General features: G+C 68.4%; 18 protein-coding genes. 4 read left to right on the top strand and 14 right to left on the bottom strand.

Features of this window, described 5'->3' with window-relative positions; all coding sequences use genetic code 11:
* Positions 1-3: 3 nt before the first annotated feature.
* The 4 genes from AP428_RS30940 to AP428_RS37015 form a co-directional block, all read right to left on the bottom strand.
* Entirely contained in the window at positions 4-906 is a 903-nt protein-coding gene (locus tag AP428_RS30940; RefSeq protein ID WP_054928548.1) for a LysR substrate-binding domain-containing protein, read from the bottom strand.
* Between the two features lie 208 nt (positions 907-1,114).
* Entirely contained in the window at positions 1,115-2,026 is a 912-nt protein-coding gene (locus AP428_RS30935) for an NAD-dependent epimerase/dehydratase family protein (protein ID WP_054928547.1), read from the bottom strand.
* A gap of 343 nt (positions 2,027-2,369) precedes the next feature.
* Positions 2,370-3,539, bottom strand: a complete 1,170-nt coding sequence (gene ampC / locus AP428_RS30930; RefSeq protein ID WP_011549259.1) for a class C beta-lactamase — start codon at positions 3,537-3,539, stop codon at positions 2,370-2,372.
* Between the two features lie 153 nt (positions 3,540-3,692).
* Complete coding sequence (locus AP428_RS37015; RefSeq protein WP_156349365.1) at positions 3,693-3,941, bottom strand: hypothetical protein; 249 nt, start codon at positions 3,939-3,941, stop codon at positions 3,693-3,695.
* Positions 3,942-4,151: 210 nt separating this feature from the next.
* On the opposite strand from AP428_RS37015, the gene AP428_RS30925 reads away from it, so the two are divergent.
* Genes AP428_RS30925 through AP428_RS30915 form a run of 3 tightly spaced genes read left to right on the top strand, consistent with a single transcriptional unit; the run spans position 4,152 to position 8,247 of the window.
* Positions 4,152-5,468, top strand: coding sequence for a hypothetical protein (locus AP428_RS30925; RefSeq protein WP_041489522.1), 1,317 nt, complete (start codon positions 4,152-4,154; stop codon positions 5,466-5,468).
* On the top strand, positions 5,462-6,244 hold the full coding sequence (locus AP428_RS30920; protein WP_011549261.1) for a DUF1266 domain-containing protein: 783 nt from the start codon (positions 5,462-5,464) through the stop codon (positions 6,242-6,244). Before AP428_RS30925 ends, AP428_RS30920 begins: the two co-directional genes overlap by 7 nt.
* A gap of 14 nt (positions 6,245-6,258) precedes the next feature.
* A complete protein-coding gene (locus AP428_RS30915) occupies positions 6,259-8,247 on the top strand; it encodes a DUF4034 domain-containing protein (RefSeq protein WP_226292107.1) in 1,989 nt (662 codons plus the stop codon).
* Positions 8,248-8,293: 46 nt separating this feature from the next.
* On the opposite strand, the gene AP428_RS30910 is transcribed toward AP428_RS30915, so the two are convergent.
* A complete protein-coding gene (locus AP428_RS30910) occupies positions 8,294-9,106 on the bottom strand; it encodes an alpha/beta fold hydrolase (protein WP_011549263.1) in 813 nt (270 codons plus the stop codon).
* Positions 9,107-9,176: 70 nt separating this feature from the next.
* Entirely contained in the window at positions 9,177-9,668 is a 492-nt protein-coding gene (locus AP428_RS30905; protein WP_054928596.1) for a hypothetical protein, read from the bottom strand.
* Positions 9,669-9,811: 143 nt separating this feature from the next.
* On the opposite strand from AP428_RS30905, the gene AP428_RS37305 reads away from it, so the two are divergent.
* A complete protein-coding gene (locus AP428_RS37305; RefSeq protein ID WP_197285623.1) occupies positions 9,812-10,204 on the top strand; it encodes a hypothetical protein in 393 nt (130 codons plus the stop codon).
* A gap of 140 nt (positions 10,205-10,344) precedes the next feature.
* Here the strand turns inward: AP428_RS37305 and AP428_RS30900 are convergent, their stop codons facing one another.
* The 8 genes from AP428_RS30900 to AP428_RS30865 all read right to left on the bottom strand — a co-directional run bounded on the left by AP428_RS30900 (position 10,345) and on the right by AP428_RS30865 (position 20,981).
* Positions 10,345-13,047, bottom strand: coding sequence for a glycoside hydrolase domain-containing protein (locus AP428_RS30900; protein WP_054928546.1), 2,703 nt, complete (start codon positions 13,045-13,047; stop codon positions 10,345-10,347).
* Positions 13,048-13,465: 418 nt separating this feature from the next.
* On the bottom strand, positions 13,466-14,653 hold the full coding sequence (locus AP428_RS30895) for a YncE family protein (RefSeq protein WP_054928545.1): 1,188 nt from the start codon (positions 14,651-14,653) through the stop codon (positions 13,466-13,468).
* Positions 14,654-14,795: 142 nt separating this feature from the next.
* Entirely contained in the window at positions 14,796-16,298 is a 1,503-nt protein-coding gene (locus tag AP428_RS30890) for a M81 family metallopeptidase (protein WP_054928544.1), read from the bottom strand.
* Positions 16,295-17,584 carry a Zn-dependent hydrolase gene (locus tag AP428_RS30885; protein WP_054928595.1) on the bottom strand — a complete coding sequence of 430 codons (1,290 nt, stop codon included), beginning with the start codon at positions 17,582-17,584 and terminating at the stop codon, positions 16,295-16,297. The genes AP428_RS30890 and AP428_RS30885 overlap by 4 nt, the downstream gene beginning before the upstream one ends.
* Before the next feature lie 34 nt (positions 17,585-17,618).
* Positions 17,619-18,320, bottom strand: coding sequence for an ABC transporter ATP-binding protein (locus AP428_RS30880; protein WP_011549269.1), 702 nt, complete (start codon positions 18,318-18,320; stop codon positions 17,619-17,621).
* Entirely contained in the window at positions 18,317-19,084 is a 768-nt protein-coding gene (locus AP428_RS30875) for an ABC transporter ATP-binding protein (RefSeq protein WP_011549270.1), read from the bottom strand. The genes AP428_RS30880 and AP428_RS30875 overlap by 4 nt, the downstream gene beginning before the upstream one ends.
* A complete protein-coding gene (locus AP428_RS30870) occupies positions 19,081-20,124 on the bottom strand; it encodes a branched-chain amino acid ABC transporter permease (protein ID WP_011549271.1) in 1,044 nt (347 codons plus the stop codon). Before AP428_RS30870 ends, AP428_RS30875 begins: the two co-directional genes overlap by 4 nt.
* Positions 20,121-20,981: a branched-chain amino acid ABC transporter permease gene (locus tag AP428_RS30865; RefSeq protein WP_027808159.1), complete on the bottom strand. Its 861-nt coding sequence runs from the start codon at positions 20,979-20,981 to the stop codon at positions 20,121-20,123. Before AP428_RS30865 ends, AP428_RS30870 begins: the two co-directional genes overlap by 4 nt.
* Positions 20,982-21,047 lie beyond the last annotated feature (66 nt).

The following is a 21,047-nucleotide window of genomic DNA, read 5'->3' as shown; positions in this document are numbered from 1 at the left end:
ACATCAATCAATGTCGCCGCCTGCCTTCAACTGCGCGCTCACATAGTCGAGAAAGCTGACGATGCGCGACGACAGCGTCGTGTTGCGATAGAACACCGCATGAATCGGCTGGCGGAACTCGAGGGTGTCGTCGACGAGCAGTTCGACGAGGCTGCCATCGCGGCGATGCGTGCCCGTCATGTAGTCGGCGAGGCATACGACGCCCGCGCCATTGAGCGCGAGCGTCAGCAGCGTCTCGCCGCTCGACGCCTGCAACGCCGGATGAATGCGGTACACGCCATCGTCCGCGGTGCGCAGCGGCCAATGGTTCAGCGTTTCCGGCTGCACGAAGCCGAGCAGCGTATGGTTCGCGAGATCGGCGACGCTCGCCGGCACGCCGGCTTTCTCCAGATAGGCCGGGCTCGCCAGAATGCGCAGCCGGCTGCTGCCGAGCCGGCGCGCATGCAGCGTCGAATCGCGCAGCTCGCCGATCCGGATCGCGACGTCGGTGCGGTGTTCGAGCAGGTCGATGATTTCGTCGCTCGTATGAAGTTCGGCCTCGATTGCCGGATACGCGTCGCGAAAGCCCGGCATCATCGGCGCGATCACATGCTGCATGAACGGCATCGCCGCATTGATCCGCAACCGCCCGGCCGGCGCCTCGCGCTGGCTGACGATCTGTTCCTCGGCGAATTCGACCGACGCGATGATCTCGCGCGCGTAGTCGAGAAAGAGCTTGCCCTCCTCGGTCATTTCGAGGCGGCGTGTCGTGCGGCGGATCAGCGTGGTGTCGAGTTTCTCCTCGAGGCGCCGCAGAATCCGGCTCATCACCGAGGTCGGCTGATGCAGTTTGTCCGCCGCGCCCGTCAATGAACCGGTATCGGCGATGGTCACGAACGCGAGCATCTCGTCGAGGGTCGTCTTCATGGTCGGCAGTCGTCAGCGGTATCAGGGACCGTCACGATAGTGCCGCCGCGCCGCTTTGATAAGCGGGTTCGCGCGCGAATCATAGTTGATTTCGATTCAATAATGCGCGGCGAATATTGTCGGAATATTCGGACGTGAAACGGGCGGCCGGGCCTGCAAGCACGTGCGGATCGACGCGCGTTTCAGCAGGCAACGCGGTGCGGCAGCGTCAGGCCGCGACGGGCATCTCGTGGCGAATCCAGTCGAGCATCGCGCCGTGCCGCGGCGCCCACCCGAGTTCCCGTCGCGCCCGCAGCGCCTTCACGCGGCTGTTCGAGGCGAGCGAGAAATGCGCGCGCGAGTGACCGAGCACCTCGGCGGCATCGGCGACGTCCCATTCGACGACCGACCGCAAACCGAGCCGCGCGGCGAGCGCGAGACCGATTTCCGCGAACGACGCTTCGCCGTTTTCCGCGAAGTAGAACGCGCCCGGCGGCGCGGCATGGACCGCGTGCAGATAGAGATCGGCGACATCGTCGACGTGCACGTTCGACCAGCGGTTCAGCCCCTTGCCGATCACGCGCACCGCGCCGGCGTCGCGCGCGATGGCCGCGAGCAGCGGCAGTTGCGCGCTGTCGCGACGCAGCCCGAGCCCGTCGCCATAGATCATGCTGTTGCAGATCACGGCCGAGCGGATGCCGAGGGTGGCGGCCGACATCACGAGCCGGTCGATCGCGCGGCGCTCGGCCTTCGCGGGATGGACGATCGGCGTCGTTTCGTCGAACACGATCGCGTCGCCGTGCGCGCCCTGCGCATCGTCCGCGATCACGCTCGTGCCGCTCGTGTGCAGGAACGCCTTGCCCGAGCCGCTCAGCGCCGCGATGATCGTCTCGACGGCCTCGCGGTGATCGCTGTTCGCCGCGTTGACGACGCAATCCGCGTCGCGCGCGAACGCATGCAGCAGCGCCGTATCGTCGAGCGTGCCGACGACCGGCATGATGCCGGCCGCCGCGAGTTTCGCGGCGTTGTCGCCATCGCGCGTCAAACCGGTGACGACGTGCCCGGCCGCGACGAGCCGCGCGGCCACCGATCCGCCGATGTAGCCGGTCGCGCCCGTCACGAATATCCTGCTGCCTTTCATCCGCTGCTCCGGGAAGCGAGGCGGGCCATGCGGCGCACGTCTCGCGAAATATCGTGCGTCGCAGTATCGACGGCCGGTGCCGTCGGCGGAAGAGGTGAATCACTAAAACAGTTTTGCGCGCGGCGGGATGATGAGTCGTGTCGGACGCAACCCGCTTCGATGGGCGTGCAGCCGTTCGCGGTGATCCCGTGCCGCCGGCCGCGCGTCGTCGAGCGCGGCCCCGCCCGTGATTCCGTCCCATGCGATGCTCGATCGGTCCGCCTCCGTCGACCGGTATCGCGCTCGCCGCACACCGGCTTGCCCGCCCATCACGAGCATTTCCCGACGGGTGGGCATGGCGACGTCACCGCCCGTCGCCGAGCGACCCGAGAATCCGGTAGGCGACCTTCACGCGGTCCTCGATCGGCACGTTGCCGTTCGCGAGCATCACAATCCCGATCCGCTTCGCGGGAACGAACGCGACGTACGTGCTGAAGCCGCCGGTCGAGCCCGTCTTGTTGATCCAGGTCGCGGGGTTCGGCGCGAGCGGCGGCTGGATCGCGCTGGCCGGCACCGCGTCGAACAGCATCTTCGGCGCGTTGCCCGCCAGCAGCGTCGGCAATGCGACCGGGTACGGATACTGTTCCCAGATCAAGTCCTGCGTCAGCGGCCCCGCGCGGAAATAGCCGGTGTGCGTACGTTCGATCGCGCGCTGCAGGCGCGGCGCCGTCTGGATCATCCCCAGGTTCGCCTGCACGAAGCGCAGCAGGTCGGCCGCCGTGGTCCGCACGCCGTACGCCGGCTGCCACAGCATGCCTTGCGACATCCGCACCGGCTTGCCGTCCTTCGTGTAGCCCTGCGCATAGTCGGTCATGCGCGCGGCGGGCACGTCGATGGTCGTGTGCGTCATCCCGAGCGCGGGAAAGAGCCGCTGCTCCATCAGCGTCGCGAAATCCTCGTGCATCGCCTTCGCGGTGAGCCAGCCGAGCATGCCGATCGCGACGTTCGAATACTTGCGGTGCGTGCCCGGCGCATACTCGGGCCGCCACGCATCGAGATAGCGGATCAGACCCGCATCGTCGCGAATGCTGTCCGGCACCTGCAGCGGCGTCCCGCCGGGCGTGTGCGTGCCGAGCTGAAGCAGCGTGACGACGCCGAACGGCTTGCCCTGCAACTCGGGCAGATATCTGGCCACCGGGTCCGCGAGCGACAGTTCGCCGCCCTCTTGCGCGTCCGCGGCGAGCGTCGCGGTCAGCGTCTTGCTGACCGAGCCGATCTCGAACAGCGTGTCGCCGGTCACCGGCTTGCCGGTCTGCTTCGACATCACGCCGTAGTCGAACACCTGCGGCTTGCCGTCGGCGACGATGCCGATCGCCATGCCGGGGATCGCATACTGCTTCATCAACGGAGCGATATGGCGCGTGACAGTGTCGTGGAGGTCGTCCTGCGTGACGGCGGCCGCGCTACCGGCCGTGGCGGTCGCGCATGCGGCGACGAACAGGGTCGCGGCGACGCGTGTCGCATTGAATCGCATGAGTGCGGTTCCTTCTATTTCCGATGGTTGCATGGACAACAGATCCGGCCGCGTCGCGCGGAAAAGGCGGCGGCCGTCCTGTCGAAGCAGGACTATCCGCTACCGTCCGATCGCCAACAATCGACGATATGTTGCGCGAGCCGAAAGAAAAACTTATGAGATAGGCGGAATGCGGGACGAGGCGACCGCCATGGCCGGGCCACTCCCCCGTTTTCCACGAAAACCTGTCGGTTTTAACAGCATCGAATCCGGCGGCCGAATGGCGCCGCGTCGAAAATCGACGAAAAAGAGATAAGTCTTGTCAGATCCACGGGCGCCGGCCAGCCGCGCGATTGATTCATCCGCACGGATCGAAGTAGACTCGCGGAAGCCAAAAATAAGATCCGACCTGAGAGAATCCATGAATCACCCTTTTCCGTTCGCCTGCTCCCGAGTCATCGGCTCCCGCGCGTTCGCGTGACGTTCACGCACCGCCCGACCTGAACCGGACTACGCGACGCCGCCGCGTTTGTTTGCGCGCGTACGCTCGTCGTTTCGCCCTTGAGCCAGAAGAACCGCCAGGGTCCCGCGCGCACCGCCCGCGCACGCCCTGCCCGACCGGAGAGTGAGCCCGTGACCGAAACCTTGGCCGCGTCGGCCTATCGGCCGCGCGATGTCGTCAATGCGCCCGACATCAAGGCGGCCATCGCCCGCCGCAGCGCCGCGCGCGGCGATCCGGCCGAGATCCGCGCATGGCTCGGCAACCATTTCTTCCGCTGGGTCGTCGGTGCGTTCGAGCAGGCGCAGCCGCTCGCTTCGCTCGCCGATTACCGCGCGCTCGCCGGCGCCGACCGGCCGGCACCCGAATGGCTCGTGCGCCGGTTCCGCGCGCAACCGGCATCCGCGGCCCCCGCGGCATCCCCGGCCTCCGGCCCGGCGGCCGACGCGGCGCGGCCGCCCGCCGCCGAGCCGGCGCCGCTCTACTTCATCGATCCCGAGCACATGCTGCTGATCGACCGCGAACGCGTGCTGGTCGAATTCCTGCGCTCGCGCGCCGGCACGCGGCTCGCGCAGAAACTGCAGCGCATCACCTGTACGATGGCGCTCGACATGTGGGAACGCGAGCACCAGCGGATGCAGGCGCGCCGCGACAAAGGCTGGGTGCCGAGCAGCGGCCTCGCGTTGCGCGAGGTACTGCGTACGCCGAACGGGATCGTGTTCGAATTCGTCGGCGATCATGCGGCGCTGCGTGAGGAGCTCGCATACGAGTCGTACTACATGCAGCACTGCCTGGGCCAGTTCGCCGATCGCCGACGGCTGCGCGGCGGCTACGGCGAGCAGTACGCGCAAGCCGCGCGGGACGGCCGGCTGCGCCTGTTCACGCTGCGCGGCGCGGGCAACCAGCCGCACGTGACGATCAGTCTGCAAGCCACCGGCGACGGGCTGCGCATCGACCAGATCAAGGGCAAGCAGAATCGTCATCCGGTGCGCCGCTATGCCGACGACGTCCGCCAGTTCCTGCGCGCGCTCGCGCCGCGCGGCGAGCGTCACCCCGATTGCGAGGGCATGGGCCTCGTGTTCGAGCCGGATGCACCGGGCGCGGCCACCGGCGCCTGGACCTTCGTCACCGACGTGCGCTCGCCCGACCATCTGCTGAGCGTGATGAGCGCCAACTTCCACCTGATCGAGCATTTCGAGCAGCCGCCGGCCGTGCTGCAATGGCTGCTGTTGCGCAACGCACCCTATGCGCTCGGCCAGTTGCGGCAGATCGATCCGGCCGTCGCGGCGGCCGCGCGCCATGCGTTGCCGGCCGATGCGCTGCCGGCCGCGCGCACGCCCGACGCACCGCCGGCCACGGCCGCATTCGAGATCGAAGGCATCGCGATCGACCCCGCGCTGTGCGCGACATTCGCGTTGCCCGCGCCGGCGGACGGGAGCCCGTCATGCTGAAACTGCTGCTTGGCGCGGCCGTGCTATGGCTCGTGTGGTACGTATGGCGCTCGTTCCGGGTCGCCGCGCGGCTGGTGCGCGAAGTCGACGCCGACCAGGCCGCGGGCGCCGACGGCGCGGTGCCGGTGCGGCAAACCACGGCCGTCAGGCTCGCGCATGCGCAGGCCGAACAGGCGCCGCCGAACCGCCGCCGCTGGGCGCTCGCGCTGGCCGACATCCTGCTGATCCGCAACGGGCTGCGCTGCGATTGCGACGACCTCGTCTATGCGCTGCCCGACTCGCAGCGCGAACAGCTCGCGCGCCAGCTGCGGCGCGAACTCGACCTGCCGGCCGACCTGCCCGAGTGGCAAATCGTGCAGCGTGTGCCGTCGATCCTCGCGGGCTGGATTCGCGGGGTCGGTCGCTCGCACGACGGCTTCTACGAACAACTCGCCGCGCTCGGGCGCGTGCGCGACGCACTCGCGTTCGACTGCGCGCGCACCGCGTTTCTCGTGCGCTGCATCGCGCTGCTCGGCTGGGCGTCCGAACAGCACGCGTGGGTCGTGCTGCTGCTCAATGCGCAGCGCGCGCAGGACAGCTTCGACAGCTGGGAAGATTTCGGGCTCGCGTATGCGCGGGCGCGCCAGCAGTGGCTGCGCGGCAGCGGCCAGGACGGCCCCGCGTCGTCGCGCGCCACGCAGGAAGTGCGTGAGTACCTGCGCAATCCGTCCGGAAACTGGCTTGCGCTGCCGTGGAAGCGCTACCGCATCTTCGATCCCCAACCCGTTTCGTCATGACCGCCGATACCGACATGTCCTCCGCTTCCGCCGACCTGATTCCGCCCGCGCCATCCCGCTGGCACATTTGCGACGTCGACGCGCTGCTGCGCGCGGGCGACCATGCCGCGCTCGACGCGCAACTCGATGCCGCGCTCGCCGCCAGCTTCGCCGATCGCACCGCCGAAGCGCGATACGTCGACGCGCTGCCGGCCGACGTGCAGCCGTGCATCGACGCCGGCGCCGAAGGCCTCGCGCGCCTGCGCGCGTGGCAGGCCGCGAACCCGCGCTCCGCGCATGCGTGGCTGTGCGAAGCGCACTACTGGCATCACTGGGCCTACGAGTACCGCGGCAGCGGCTGGGCCGAAACGGTGACCGAAGCCGGCTGGATCGGCGCGCATGCGTGCGCGACGCTGACGCTCGTCGCCGCGTTGCGCGCGCTGGTGCTCGCGCCGACGATGTGGAGCGCGCCGATGGTGATCTTCACGAGCGTGTCGTCGTTCGGCGAACCCGAGTGGCTCGCGCAGCTCGTGCGCGAGCGCCGCTGGCCCGTCACCGAGTTGCACCTGAACGCCGGCGCCGAGGACGACGCCACGCGCGCCGAACTGCAGCACATGTTCGCGCGTTCGGGACTGAATCCCGACGTGCCGGCCGCCTGCCCGCCGGAATTTCCCGACGCGCTGCCCGGCGCCGTCCAGGGCAAGAAGCTGCGCAAGGAAAAGTGGTACTGGATGGAAGCGACGCTGCACATCCACCCGAAGCTGTTCTTCCCGATGCGTACGTTCATCTGGTACATGCAGCCGCGCTGGGGCGGCTCGCACGATCACATCCGCGCATTCGTCGCGTCCGACGCGTGCGCGCACCTCGATGCGGTCGAGAAGGACCGGCTGCTGCACGAGATCTGGCGCGACGACTACGCCGGCAACACGCTCGACGCGGATGACGACGAAGACGATGCACGCCGCGCGATGACCGCGACGCTCGCGCGTGCGCAGGCCGCGCTGCATCCGTACCACCGCTGGGAGACGCTGCACTGGCTCGCGTACAGCCATTTCAAGCGCAGCGAGTACGAACAGGCCTACGCGCGGCTGCAGGAAGCCGAACGCAACGAGCCGATCGACGACAACCGCGCCATGGCGATGGGTTTGCGGCTGGCGCTCGGCCTCGATCCACAGGGCGACTGGCTGCCCCGCGCGATCGAACGTGCATCGGACGCACGCGCCTGCACGTCGGCGATGATCCTGCGCGGCTATGCCCATCGCACCGGCACGTTCGGCTTCGCCCAGGACGACGCGCGCGGCGACGCCTGGCTCGAAGCCGCGCGCGAGAACGAGCCCGGCTCGCTCGCATGGAACCAGATCGCCACCGCGTTCGAGTATGAAAACCGGCGCCCCGCCGATGCCCTCGCCATCTGCCAGCTCGGCTACGAGGCCGGCGGCAATTCGTGCGACTACCTGCTCGGCTGCTTCTACAAGGAAGGCATGCATGTCGAGGCCGACCCGTACCGCGCCGCCCACTACTTCCGCGAATCGATGGAGGCCGGCGGCAACATGGCAGCGTACCGGCTCGGCTACACGTACCATCACATCGGGCAGACCAGCACGGACCGAGCCGAACGCGTGCGCATGCAGACCGAGGCCGTCGAGGCCGCGCGCAAGGCGCACGAGATGGGGCATACGGACGGCCTCGAGTGCATGCTGATGTTCATCGGCGACATCGAGGACTATCCGTCGCGCCATCGCTACGTCGACGAACTGCGCCGACATGCCGAAGGCGGTCACCCGGCCGCGATGGCCGCGCTGTCGTTCTTCCTTGCCGACATCAACGACAAGTCGCTGTACGACTATCGCGAAAGCGTGCGATGGATCATGGGCGCGCAGGCCATCGCACCGGACGACGAATACGTGCTGAACATCACGCGTGTCAGCCACGAAGACGGCATGCTCGGGAAGCTGCGCTACAAGCTGCAGCGCAAGCAGATCAAGGCGCACGAGATTCCGGGCGCCGACAACGCGATGGTCTGAACCCGGGCCGACGCACGCGCCCGCTCGCCGGCGGGCCGTGCGTGCATCATCCCGGCAGCCGGTCGAGAAACGCCAGCATCGCCGCGTTGAACCGCGCGGGCCGCTGCAGCGGCGCGAAATGACTCACGCCGGGCAGGATCGTCAACGTCGCGCCCGGGATCGTCCGCGCGAGGTACGCCGCATGCTCGGGCCGGATGAATTCGTCGTGCTCGCCCTGCACGATCGCGACCGGCACGGCGATCGCCGCGAGATCCTGCGCGGTGTAATTCGGTTGCGTGCGCATCATTTCGCTGACGGCCGCGACGAACGCGTCGAATTGGTCCGGTGTCGCGGACAGTTGCGCATAGTCCTTGCGATGCCGCGCGAAGCAGCGGTCGATCAGCAGGCTCGGCGCCATCTCCTTCGTGCCGCCCGGATCCATGCTGCAGGCGAAGAACAACACGCCGGCCGCGCGTTCCGGTGCGCGCGCGGCCAGCACGAGCGCGATGCACGCGCCATCGCTCCAGCCGACGAAGCGTGCACGGTCGACCTGCAGCGCGTCGAGGACGGCCAGCACGTCCGATGCCATGCGTTCGTAGGAGTAAGGGCGGTCGTCGCGCGTGCTGCGGCCGTGGCCGCAGCTGTCGATCACGATCGCGCGGTAGCCGGCCGCGAGCAGTGCCGGCACCTGGTTGCCCCAGTTGCCGCCGTGGCCGAGGCCGCCGTGCAGCAGCACGACCGCCGGCCCCCGGCCGAACGACGCGTGCCAGATGCGCGCGCCGTCGTGGTCGAGCCACCCTTCGGCGTCGGCTGCCGGCAGCGGGGTGCCGCCGTGCGCGTCGAAGCGAACGAGTTCGTCGTCGTCGAGTTCCGCATTCATCGTTCAGCCATCCTTGAGAAGGAGACGAGCTTGCGATTGTAATGCGGGCAGCCGATGAGGTCGTGGCCCCTCAGGCCTGCGTCGACACCAGTCCGCCCGACGGCGAGCCGCCGGATTTTTCGAGCGCCGCGGCGAGTTGCGAGATCGCCGTCGCGAGCGCGGCCGAAATCGCGCTGGCTTCCGCGCTCAGCGACTGCTGTTCGACGGCCGCGGCCGGGTCGTCCTTCGCGCGCTGGGCGGCGGTGGCCATCTGCCGCTCCAGCGTCGCGAGCTGCTTCTGCAGCCGCTCGATCAGCGCCTTCAACTGGGCAACTGCCGGGTCTTCCGACGATGCGCCCGCCGCACCGGGCGTTTGGCCGGTCGCGCCGGCCGAATCCTTCGCGCCGGAGGGGCTGGTCGTGCCGGTCGCACCCGTCGTGCCGGTCGCGCCCGTGGTGCCGTCCGTGCCCGTCGCGCTCGCGGCATTCGTTGCGCCGGTGGGCGACGTCGCGGCGGACGGGTTCGCGACCACGCCGCTATCCGCGAGCGGGGATCGCGCGGTCGGGGAGAAATCGATCTGCATCGTGTCGGTCCGTATGTCGGTAAACGAAGTGACAGGGCGAAAATCGCCTTCCAGTTCGTTTACGGCATTCGTCACACGAAACTTGAATATCGGGGCCGGGTGGATTGCCGTGCGATGAGCACAATGGATCGGGAAAGGGCCAGATGGGCGGCATGACGGCGCTGGTAAAATCGCCGCTTCGCCGGCTGGCTACGCATGTCGAGCGCCTTCCCGTGCTCGACCGCGAAGCCGCCGGCTTCGACTCCCGGCCCCCGTTGCGCGCGGCATGCGACATGGGCCGGCGCCGCGATCGCGGCTTCCCGAGTTGCCGTTTCCGTCCGCATGCGTACTCCGCTCGCCCGCTCGAGCGGCGAACGCCGCGCGGCACACATTCACCTCATCACGCATTCGAGGAACACACGATGGCCCGCATCGGCGCCTTCTGCATCACGACGTGGCTCGCCGCCGCGATTCTCTACTTCGGCCAGCACTCCGTCGCGATGATCGTGCTCAGCGGTGTCGTGGTGTTCGGCGGATTCGATCTGCTGCGTCCGTAAGTGCGCGGCCGTACCGGGTGCCTCTTGTCGCACGCATCCTCGTGCGTGCGTCGCAGGTTCGCCAGTGCCTTCAATCCTTGAAGCGCTGCGACGCGCTCGACGGATGCGCGCAGCGCGGCGCCCCGCGCGCACCCTTGCGTTCATCGCACGCCGCCCTGGTGCTGCATGCGCATCGCGGTTGACGCACCGCCCGCCGTCATCTGCGTGTAGTCCGCATTCGGCCCGGATGGCGGCGTCAGGTTGTCGGCGGCCGCCCATTGCGTCGGCGTGGCGGACAGCGCATAGCTCATCGTGCCGCCATTGGCGATCTTGCCCAGCGGTAGCCACGAGCCCGCGTAGTCCGTGCCGTTGACCTTCAGCGACTGGATGTACGGGAACGCGGCATGGCCGGTATCGTCGGCCGCGACCTGCTTGTCGCTTTCGAGTCGCAGCGTCTTGCCGTTGCCGAGCCAGACCGTGATCCCGCTGAACTGCGGCGTCGACAACGCAAGACCGGCTTCCGACGGAATCACCGGGAACATGCCGAGCGTCGCCCACACGTACCAGCTCGACGTCGCGCCCATGTCGTCGTTGCCCGGCAGGCCGTCGCGGCCGGTGCCGAACGTCTGCGCCATGATGATCGGCAGGATGTACTGCGCCCCGCTCGGTTGCCCGGCCCAGTTGTAGCCCCACGGCGACTGGAACGACGGTTCGTTGCCGATGTAGAGGCCATTCGACGATTCGCCGCCGTTCAGGCTGCCGGCGGTCGGCACGGTCGAATACGGCGTCGTGATCGAGAACAGCTTGTTCAGCCGCGCGACGGCCGCCTGCTTGCCGCCGATCGCGTCGATCAGCGCGGACCAGTCCTGCGCGAAGGTCCAGAAGTAGTTCGGCTCCGTCGATTCATGGAACGCGCCCTGCACGAGCGTGCCCAGCGTGCCGGGCGCCGCCCCGGCCGGCGGCGCGTTGCGCGCGGCGATCACCTTGTTCGGGTAGTCGAAGATGTTGCGCCACCACGACGCACGCGTATACAGCGTGCCGATGTTGTCCGCCGTCACGCCGACCGACGGCGCGTTCAGCACGCCGGCAGGCAGCGCCTGCAGGAACGCGGCCGCGGAGCGGTCGCTCAGCACGCGCTCGATGGTCGCGGACGACGAATGGCCGTCGTCGCTCTGCGACAGGTAATGGGCCGTCAGGAAGTTGGCGAGCCCGGGCGCACTCGCGCGGTCGTTGCACGCGCTCGACGGATCGAACACCGACTGCTTCGTCAGCCGTGCGGCCGACACCAGGTCGAAGTCGGTCGCGCCGAACTTGTAGGAACCGGCAATCACGTTCAGTGCGTTGTCGCCCGCCATCGGCGTCGAATCGTCGCTGCCGTCGACCCAGTGCGGGAACGCGCCGCATTGCAGCCCGTCGACGACGAGCGACTGCATCATGTCGCTCGCTTCCCGCGGGGCAAGCAATGCCAGCAGTTGCGCCTGCGACCGGTACGTATCCCACAGCGAGAAGCCCGTGTAGTGATTGGCGCCGCCGCCTTGCGAGCCGTCGGGACGTTTGTACGCGTAGTCCTTCACGTTCGCGGTGGCACGCTGCGGGACGGTGCCGGTCCGGTCGACCGAGGTCGGATAGCTGCCGTTCGCGTTCCTCGGCTGACGCATGCTGCGGAACTCGCCATTCGTGTCGCTATAGAGCGTCGGCGCGCTGAATACGTGATACAGCGCCGTATAGAACTTCGTGAGGTTCGCCTTCTGCGTGGCGTTCAGCGCAGCCGGGTCCTTCGCCTGATCGATCTGGATCGTATTGAGCCGGTCGTTCCACGCCGCCGATGCCTTCGCACGCGCATCGTCGAACGCGAGTTTTTCACCCTCGGCCGCGAGGTTGGCCTGTGCGTTCGACACGCTGACGGACGAGATGCCGACCTTCACGGTGACGGTCCTGTCGTCATCGGTCAGGTCGAACTGCAGCGTCGCGGCGCCGTTGCTCGCGGTATTCACCGACGACGTACCGGTTTGCTTGCGCAGCGGCTTGTCGAAGGTCGCATAGAAGTACACCGGAGCGTTCCAGATTGTGCCGTACGGCGTGCAGAACGCCGGCGCGACCGCCTGCCCGCTCATCGACTTGCCGTCGCCGGCGATCGCAAGCGCCACGTTGTTCGCGGTGATGCTCGTGCGGCTCGAATCGCTGTTGCCGTTCAGCTTCGCATCGACCGAGAAGAAACCCTTGTCCTTGTCCGTGTACGTAAAGCGCGCGAGGCCGGCGCGCGCGGTCGCGCTCAGCTCCGTCGTGATGCCACTCGCGAGGCGTACCTTGTAGTAGCCCGGTTGAGCCACTTCTTCCGAATAGCTGTATGCGATACCGGTCGGCCTGCCGCCCGGCGCGATGGCGTTCGCCCCGTCGGTGGGCAGCATCGCGACCGCGCCCTGCCCCGGACAGCCGACGCCGCTCAGATGCGTGACGCTGAAGAAGTCGATCGTGCCGCCCGACCCACCCGACGACAGGTAGCCGCCCGAGCCGTTGAAGTTGTAGCGCGGTGTGTTCGGACCGAAATCCACCATTCCGAACGGCACGGTGGCGCCCGGGTTCACGTTGCCCCCGTAGCCGGAGTCATTGTTGACCTGCGTGCCGATCAGCGGGTTGACGAACTGCGTCAGCTGCATGTTGGTGCGCGCGGGCGTGGACGGTTGGCCGGGTTGTGATGGCTGCCCGGGCTGCGATGGCCCCGATGTCGATGGCCCGTCCGTGCCGCCATTACCGGTGGTGCCGCCGCTGCCGGCGATCGACGGGCTGTTCACGTCATCGCCGCCACACGCGGCGAGCGCCGCACCCGTCAGCGCAGCGACGATCAAGAGTCGTGTATTTTTCATTTTTCGTTTAGCACCGTTAATTAAACGAGTCGTCCTGCGTCGACGATGTTCCGGCGGGGCGTCAGGCTTGCCGCCTTGCGCGGCGCGACGCCGGCTGGTCTCCCATCGGCGTCGCACGGACTCCCGCTTGTGAATATCCGGCGCGCTATCGCGCGGCCCGCGATTTACCTCGGACCATCGGCGCCGTTCCCGCGGACCTACAGTGCCGCAACGACTGTTTATTCACCACAAGAAGTTTCCCGAATTTTCGGTTTGTTTAACTAAACAAATGGGAGTTAAGTGGCTATGGGTACAAATTGCCGAGGCTTGTTGCGTTGCAACCAGACTGGAAAGGAGGGGTCTCGACGGGCACCCGAAGAAACCGGGTGCCGTTTTCACTCAGGGATACGAACGAATACACGAAGCGTCCGACGACGCGTCAGCGCGGCAACGTCCTCAACGAAGACGGCCCGCCCGTCAGCGCGATCCGCTTGCCCGTATCGCGCAGCTTGCCGCCTTCCACCGCATACAGCGCAAGCTGCCGTTCGACGTTGAATTGCACGATCACGTGCCGGCTGTCCGCGGTAAACACGATGCCCTGCGCGGCTTCGCCGCCCGGCACCTCGTTCACCTTCACGGCCCGCCCGTCGCGGATCTCGAACAGCAGCACCTTGCCGATCTTGTGGCGGCCCGGGTTGTCGGCCGTGAGGTTCGAGCCGTCCATCGCCTGCACGGCGATCCACTTGCCGTTCGGCGAAATCGCGACGCCTTCCGGCAGCGACGGCACCGTCAGGTACTGAACCGTGCGGAACGGCACGCGCGACACGTCGATCAGCGCGACCGAATCGGCGTCGCCCGCCAGCGTGCCGGTGTAACCCGGTAGCCCGGCGAGCCCGACGTTGCTGACGACGGCCCAGCGGTTGTCGCTCGACACGTCGATCGTGTAAGGCGCGACGCCCGTGCTCAGACGCGTGCCGCTGTCGGTCACCTTGCCGTCGTCGACGTTCAGCACCGCGATGCCCTGCTCGTCGCGCAGCGACACGAGCGCATGCCTGCCGTCGTGCGTGAAGCTGATCCCGGCCAGCCGCTTCTTGCCGATTTTCAGGTTGCCTTCGAGCGTCACCTGCGTGCCGTCGATGCGCAGGATCGACACGCGGCCGTCGACGTTGGCGACGAGCGCAAGCCGGCCCGAGCGATCGATCGCGATCCCTTGCGGATGCGTGCCGAGCTCGATGCGCGTGATCGCGGGCGGTGCGCTGTCGAGATTCACGACTTGTAGAAACGTGTCGAATACGAGCTGCTTCGCGGCCGTGTCATAGCGCGTCGGCGCGCCGACCAGCGCAAGCTTCGCGTCGGGCGTGATCGCGACGGCCTGCGGCGGCCCCTGGATGCCGTTCTCGACGTCGACCTGCAGCGCGACCTTCGGCGGGAAGGTACTCGCATCGAGCAGCGTGAGCGTGTCGGCGGGCGGGGAAGGCAAATAGGTGTCGCGGCCCTCGACGCGCTGGTACTTGCCGTCGTTGCCGGACACGATCCAGTCGGCGGCATGCACGGTAACGGCCGTCGTGGCGAGGGTCAGCGCGGCGAGCAGGCGCGCGCTGCGCTGGCGGAAAAGGTTCGAATGCATGGCGGTCGGTTCTCCGGATCGGTTGCGGACGCAATGGATTGCCCGACCCTGCTGCTCGACGGGCCGGCGCCATCGCATGATGCCCGAAAGCGGGCCGACCCGGCGTCTCGTTCCGGTTCGGTTCGGTTCCGCTTCGGTTCCGTCAATCCGTGCGGCGCGTCCCCGATGACCACTCGACGATGTCGTCGAGCGGATACACCGGCCGCGCGAGCCGCTCGTAGCGAAACAGCCCGTAGTCCGAGCCCGTCACGCCGCGGCTGTCGCATTCGACCAGCGCGGACGAAATCGGCACGAATACCGGCCGGCAATACATCCGCGACTTCAGCAGCAGGAAGCGCGCACGGCGCGGATCGACGCCCACGCTCTCGAACACGCCGAGATCCCACGGCTCCTGCGTGCGCTCGGTGACGACGAGCGTGGCCGTGCCGATGTCGAGCACGGCCGCGCGGCCCATGTACGCACGCTGCCCGGTATACGTCGGCCCGGTGATCACGTATTCGCCGTCGGTGATCGCGCGCACGATGCCCGTCGCGCGAAACGGTTCGCGCCGCACGCCGCCATGCGACGGCAACCGGTTGCCGACCGGCACCGTGACGGTGGCGCCGACGCCCGCATCGATCAGCGCCGCGACCGCGTCCGGGTCGCACAACGGTCCGCTGACGATTCCGTCGAGCCCGTGCGCGAGCGCGGCTTCGAGCAGGTCCATCGTGTCGCACGGGCCGCCCGACATGCAGTTGTCGCCGTGATCGAGCATCAGCACGGGGCGGTCCGCGCCCTGTGCGAGCGCCGCGGCCTGCGCAACCGATTCGGCGAGCGGCGCGCTGCGATAGACGAATTCGTCGCGCGCGTCCCAGATCTGCCGCGCGATGCGCTCGGCCACTGCGTCGGCGGCGGCGCGGTCGCCATCGGCCACCACGACCACACTGATGCACGGTGCAGGAATATCCGCGAGCGAGAAGCCGGGCAGGACCGACACCGCGAGCATCCCGTCGGACTCGGCCGCGCGCGCGGCCTCCACCGCGCGCCGCATCGCGCCTTCCGCGCTCGCGCTGCGCAGCGTCGACGTCATCAGCGGCGGCTGCCGCCACGCGAGCACGGGCCGCGCGCGGCCGTGCAGCCGGTCGAGCAGCAGCCGCGCCGCGTGCTCGCCCGTCTCGTACATGTCGACGTGTGGATAGGTCTTGAAACTGACGATCACGTCCGCGTGATCGACCATCTTCTGCGTGACGTTCGCGTGCAGGTCGAGCGCGACCGCGATCGGCGCGTCGGGCAGCGCCGCGCGCACGCGCGCGAGCAGGTCGCCCTCGCCGTCCGCGCTCTGCTCGGCAACCATCGCGCCATGCAGGTCGAGCATCACCGCGTCGCAGCCCGGCGCCGCGGCGACGATCGCATCGCAGATCGCCGCATACGCGTCGGCCGCGACCGGCCCGCTCGGGTTCGCGGCCGCCGACACGGGCGTCACGATGTCCGCGCCCGCGCGTTCGGCCGCGTCGATGAACGCCGCCATCGCGGTACGCATCCCGCGATTCGCGCGATACGCGTCGTCGCCCCAGTCGGGGCCGTTGCGGCCGAACGCGGCGAGCGGCGTCGGCACCGGCGAGAACGTGTTGGTCTCGTGGTTCATCCGGGCAATCAGGATCTTCATCGCGCTTGGCCCTCCGCGATCCCGGCCGCGGCCAGCATCGCATGCAGCAGCACGTTGCAGCCGGCTTCCAGATGAACCGGATCCGCGTCTTCGATCTCGTTGTGGCTGATGCCGTCCTTGCACGGCACGAAGATCATCGCGGTCGGCGCGACGCGCGCGAGATACACCGCGTCGTGGCCCGCACCGCTGATCACGTTCATCGACGACAGCCCGAGCGCGCTCGCGCCGGCGCGGATCTGCTCGACCAGCGCCGGATCGAACGGCTGCGGCGGAAAGTACACGACCGGCTCGATGTCGATCCGCATCCCGGCCGCCGCGCCGTGGTCGGCGCATGCCGCACGCAATTCCGCATCCATCGCCGCCAGCGTCGCGTCGTCGGCCGCGCGCAGGTCGACGGTCAACGTCACGCGGCCGGGAATCACGTTGCGCGAATTCGGGTGCACGTCGACCCAGCCGACCGTGCCGCGTCCGTGCGGCGGATGCGCACGCGCGATGCCGTTCACCGCACGCACGAGATCGGCTGCGACCAGCAGCGCGTCGCGCCGCAGTTCCATCGGCGTCGGGCCCGCATGCGCCTCCATCCCGTGGACGGTCACGTCGTACCAGCGCTGTCCGAGCGCCCCCTCGACCACGCCGATCGTCGTGTCATGCGCTTCCAGCACCGGCCCCTGCTCGATATGCGCTTCGAAATACGCGCCGACCGGATGCGCGCCGTGCCCGTCGTCGGCACTGCCCGCATAGCCGATCGCGGCCAGCGCATCGCGCACCGACACGCCGTCGCGGTCGCATTGCGCGAGCGCATGGTCGAGCGTGAACGCGCCCGCGAACACGCCGGAACCCATCATCACCGGCACGAAGCGCGACCCTTCCTCGTTGGTCCAGACGGCCACCTCGAGCGGCGCGCGCGTGCGAACCCCGGCGTCGTCGAGCGTACGCAGCACCTCGAGGCCGGCCAGCACGCCGTAGTTGCCGTCGAACTTGCCGCCAGTGGGCTGCGTGTCGATATGGCTGCCCGTCGTCACGGGCGGCAGGTCGTCCCGTTCGCCCGCGCGCCGCGCAAAGATATTGCCGATCGCATCGACGCGCACCGTGCAGCCGATGTCCTTCGCCCATGCGACGAACAGGTCGCGCGCGTCGCGATCGAGTTCGGTGAGCGCGAGGCGGCACACGCCGCCCTTGTCGGTCGCGCCGATCCGCGCGAGCCGCATCAGGCTGTCCCACAGCCGCGCGCCATCGACGCGCAAGCCGGACGCCGCGACGCCCGGAGTCAAATCCTGTACTTGCATCGTTGCCATTCCTCGCATTGAAAGGGCACGGCGCTCATGCCACACCGACACCCAGGTAGCGGTCCTTCACGTCATGATCGGCCGCGAACGCCGCGTTGCTGCCTTCGTAGACGATCACGCCCTGTTCGATCACGAAGTGGCGGTCCGCGAGCTGCGTGCACACTTCGAGGTTCTGCTCGACGAGCAGGATCGCGACGCCGGCCGCCTTGATCCGCTTCAACTGCTCGACGATCTCCTCGACGATCACCGGCGCGAGCCCCTCGACCGGCTCGTCGAGCATCAGCAGCCGCGGATGATTCATCAGCGCGCGGCCGATCGCGAGCATCTGCTGCTCGCCGCCCGACAACTGCGCACCGCCGTTGCGGCGGCGCTCCTTCAGGCGCGGAAAGATCCGGTAGATCTCGTCGAGCTGCCACGGCGAATCGCGGCGCGCGCCGAGCCGCAGGTTTTCCTCGACCGACAGCAGCCGGAAAATCCCGCGATGCTCGGGCACGAAGCACAGTCCGCCCGCGGCGATCCGGTGCGCCGGCTGCCCGGCCACCGGCCGGCCCTCGAACGTCACCGTGCCGCCGGTCGGCGCGACGACGCCCGCGATCGTCTTCAGCGTCGTCGATTTACCGGCGCCGTTGCGGCCGAGCAGCGTCACCGTCTCGCCTTCGTTCACGTTCAGCGAAATGCCCTGCAGCACGTGGCTCTTGCCGTAGCACGCGTGCACCTCCTTCACGTCGAGCATCATGCGCGGCCTCCGGTGATCATGTTGCCGAGATACGCGCTGCGCACGCGCGCGTCGCCGCGGATCGCATCGGGTTGGCCTTCGACCAGCACGCGCCCCTGCTGCATCACCGTGATCGTGTCCGAGATATCCATCACGATGCCCATGTTGTGCTCGATCAGCACGACCGTGTAGTCGTCGCGCAGGCCGCGGATCAGCGCCTTCATGTCGTCGAGATCGTCGATGCCCATGCCCGACGTCGGCTCGTCGAGGAAGATCGCGCGCGGCCGCGCCGCCAGCGCCATGCCGACCTCGAGCCGGCGTTGCTGGCCATGCGACAGCACGCCGGCCGCCGTGTCGGCGAAGCGCTGCAGGCCGAGCCGCTCGAGGACGTCGTCGACGACGCCGTCATGCGCGAGCGCGCCGCGCGGCGGCGTCCACGGATTCAGCGCCCGCCGCGATTCGACGCCCTGTGCGGCGACGCGCAGGTTTTCGCGCACGCTCAGGTTCGGAAACAGGCTCGTCACCTGGAACGAGCGTGCGATGCCGCGCCGCACGCGCTTGTGATCGGGTTCGTGCGACACGTCGTGGCCGTCGAACAGGATCGAGCCCGACGTGATCGGCAGCGTGCCTGTCAGCGTATGGAACAGCGTCGTCTTGCCCGCGCCGTTCGGGCCGATAACAGAATGCACGGTGCGCGGCATGATGCGCAGATCGACGCCGCCCAGCGCCGTGAACTTGCCGTAACGCTTGACGATGCCGCGTGCTTCGAGAATCGCTTCGCTCATTGCCGCTCCTTGACCGTGGCCGCCGCGCGATCGCCACGCCGCAGCGACGCCACGATGCGTTCGCCCAGCCCCCACAACCCGCGCTGCATGAACAGGCTGACCGCGATCAGCACGAGGCCGAGCAGCAGCAGCCAGCGCGGCCACAGCGTCGACAGCCAGTCCGCGAACAGCACGTAGAACGCCGCGCCGAGCACCGACGCGAACAGGTTGCCCGTGCCGCCGATCACCGTCATCACGAGGATCATCTCGCTCGTGTGATAGTCGATGTTCGACAGCGGCGCGATGCCCGTCATCAGCGCGTGCAGCGCCCCCGCCAGGCCCGTGACCGCGCCCGAGATCACGAACGCCGCGAGCTTGAAGCGTTTCACGTCGTAGCCGGCCGCCGCCGCGCGCGCCTCGTTGTCGCGAATCGCGAGCAGCGTGCGGCCGAACACCGAGCGCGACACGCGCAGCAGCAGCCAGAACACCGCGACGAACAGCACCGCGACGAAGCCGTAGTAACGCCACGGCGAATCCAGCGCGACGAGCGGATGCCCGAACGCGGCGAGCGCGGGGCGCGGGATGTCGAGCAGCCCGTTGTCGCCGCCCGTCACGTCCGGCGTCGTATACGCGAGGAAGTAGAACAACTGCCCGAACGCGAGCGTCAGCATCACGAAGTAAGTGCCGCGCTGCCGGATCGAGAACCAGCCGACGAGCGCGGCCGCGACGGCGCCGAGCACCGCCGCCGCCAGCAGCGCGACGCTCACCGATGCGACACCGCGCGTCAGCACCAGCCCCGCCGCGTAGCTGCCGAGCCCGAAGAAGATGCCCTGCCCGAACGACAGCAGGCCCGTGTACCCGAGCAGCAGGTTGCAGCCGAGCGCGGCGAGCGCGAACACCAGCACTTCAGTCGCGAGCGAGCCCGAACTCAACACGAGCGGCAACACGCACGCGGCGACCACCGCGAGCCAGCCTTCCGGCCGCTGCAGCAGGCCGCGCCACGGCCGCAGGCGTTGCGACGCCGCCGCGCCCGGCGGCAACGGTTTCGACGAATCGATCATGCGGCCCTCCCCAGCAGACCGTTCGGACGCAGCAGCAGCACGGCCGCCATCGCGACGTAGATCATCAATCGCGCGCCTTCCGGCCACAGCGTGCTCATCAGGCTCTGCACGATGCCGACCAGCAGCCCGCCGACGAGCGCGCCGAGAAAATTCCCCATCCCGCCGACGACGACCACGACGAACGCGACGCCGAGCGCCTCGATCCCCATGAACGGATCGACGCCGCGGATCGGTGCGGCGAGCACGCCGGCCAGCGCGGCCGTCGCCGCGCCGAGCGCGAACACGAGGCTGAACACACGCGTCACGTTGATGCCGAGCAGCGACACCATCTCCGTCGACTCGCTGCCCGCGCGCACCGTACTGCCGAGCCGTGTGCCTTCGAGCACCCACCACAGCAACGCGGCGAGCACGGCCGTGAACGCGATCACGAACAGCCGATACTTCGGATAGACGAAGCCGCCCCAGATCACGACGCCGTTCAGCGCGTCGGGCGGCGGCACGTTGTCGCCGAGCGGCCCCCACGCGAGGATCGCGCACTCCTGCAGCACGAGCGCGAGGCCGACCGTCGCGAGGATGTGGAATTCGTGCTGCTGCGCGTACACGTGGCGCAGCACCAGCTTCTCGACGATCCATGCGAACGCGCCGACGACGAGCGGCACGACCGCCAACGCGACCCAGAAATTCGCCGACCATTGCAGCGCCTGGTAGCAGAGATACGCGCCAAGCAGATAGAACGCGCCGTGAGCGAAATTCACGAAGCGCAGCAGGCCGAATACGATCGACAGGCCGACGGCGAGCAGGAAATACAGCATGCCCACGCCGATGCCGTTGACGATCTGCAGCAGATAGACGTTCATGGCTTCCGTGTCGGAGAGGAAGGTAACGGACGCCCGCGGCGCGCGCTGCGCCGCGAACGCATGCAC

Origin of the sequence: Burkholderia sp. E168m22, from assembly GCF_001319805.1 — a bacterium.
Taxonomy (GTDB): domain Bacteria; phylum Pseudomonadota; class Gammaproteobacteria; order Burkholderiales; family Burkholderiaceae; genus Burkholderia; species Burkholderia orbicola.
The sequence above is the reverse complement of the archived record's forward strand: the minus strand, read 5'-3'. Positions and strand labels throughout refer to the sequence as shown.

What these genes read in the sequence shown, in the direction of transcription:
- AP428_RS30910 (WP_011549263.1), bottom strand. Translation starts at nt 9,106, where the DNA reads ATGAATGCGGAACTCGACGACGACGAACTCGTTCGCTTCGACGCGCAC.
- AP428_RS37015 (WP_156349365.1), bottom strand. Translation starts at nt 3,941, where the DNA reads ATGGATTCTCTCAGGTCGGATCTTATTTTTGGCTTCCGCGAGTCTACT.
- AP428_RS30935 (WP_054928547.1), bottom strand. Translation starts at nt 2,026, where the DNA reads ATGAAAGGCAGCAGGATATTCGTGACGGGCGCGACCGGCTACATCGGC.
- AP428_RS30915 (WP_226292107.1), top strand. Translation starts at nt 6,259, where the DNA reads ATGTCCTCCGCTTCCGCCGACCTGATTCCGCCCGCGCCATCCCGCTGG.
- ampC (WP_011549259.1), bottom strand. Translation starts at nt 3,539, where the DNA reads ATGCGATTCAATGCGACACGCGTCGCCGCGACCCTGTTCGTCGCCGCA.
- AP428_RS30870 (WP_011549271.1), bottom strand. Translation starts at nt 20,124, where the DNA reads ATGATCGATTCGTCGAAACCGTTGCCGCCGGGCGCGGCGGCGTCGCAA.
- AP428_RS30940 (WP_054928548.1), bottom strand. Translation starts at nt 906, where the DNA reads ATGAAGACGACCCTCGACGAGATGCTCGCGTTCGTGACCATCGCCGAT.
- AP428_RS37305 (WP_197285623.1), top strand. Translation starts at nt 9,812, where the DNA reads ATGGGCGGCATGACGGCGCTGGTAAAATCGCCGCTTCGCCGGCTGGCT.
- AP428_RS30905 (WP_054928596.1), bottom strand. Translation starts at nt 9,668, where the DNA reads ATGCAGATCGATTTCTCCCCGACCGCGCGATCCCCGCTCGCGGATAGC.
- AP428_RS30885 (WP_054928595.1), bottom strand. Translation starts at nt 17,584, where the DNA reads ATGCAAGTACAGGATTTGACTCCGGGCGTCGCGGCGTCCGGCTTGCGC.
- AP428_RS30920 (WP_011549261.1), top strand. Translation starts at nt 5,462, where the DNA reads ATGCTGAAACTGCTGCTTGGCGCGGCCGTGCTATGGCTCGTGTGGTAC.
- AP428_RS30865 (WP_027808159.1), bottom strand. Translation starts at nt 20,981, where the DNA reads ATGAACGTCTATCTGCTGCAGATCGTCAACGGCATCGGCGTGGGCATG.
- AP428_RS30875 (WP_011549270.1), bottom strand. Translation starts at nt 19,084, where the DNA reads ATGAGCGAAGCGATTCTCGAAGCACGCGGCATCGTCAAGCGTTACGGC.
- AP428_RS30880 (WP_011549269.1), bottom strand. Translation starts at nt 18,320, where the DNA reads ATGATGCTCGACGTGAAGGAGGTGCACGCGTGCTACGGCAAGAGCCAC.
- AP428_RS30900 (WP_054928546.1), bottom strand. Translation starts at nt 13,047, where the DNA reads ATGAAAAATACACGACTCTTGATCGTCGCTGCGCTGACGGGTGCGGCG.
- AP428_RS30890 (WP_054928544.1), bottom strand. Translation starts at nt 16,298, where the DNA reads ATGAAGATCCTGATTGCCCGGATGAACCACGAGACCAACACGTTCTCG.
- AP428_RS30895 (WP_054928545.1), bottom strand. Translation starts at nt 14,653, where the DNA reads ATGCATTCGAACCTTTTCCGCCAGCGCAGCGCGCGCCTGCTCGCCGCG.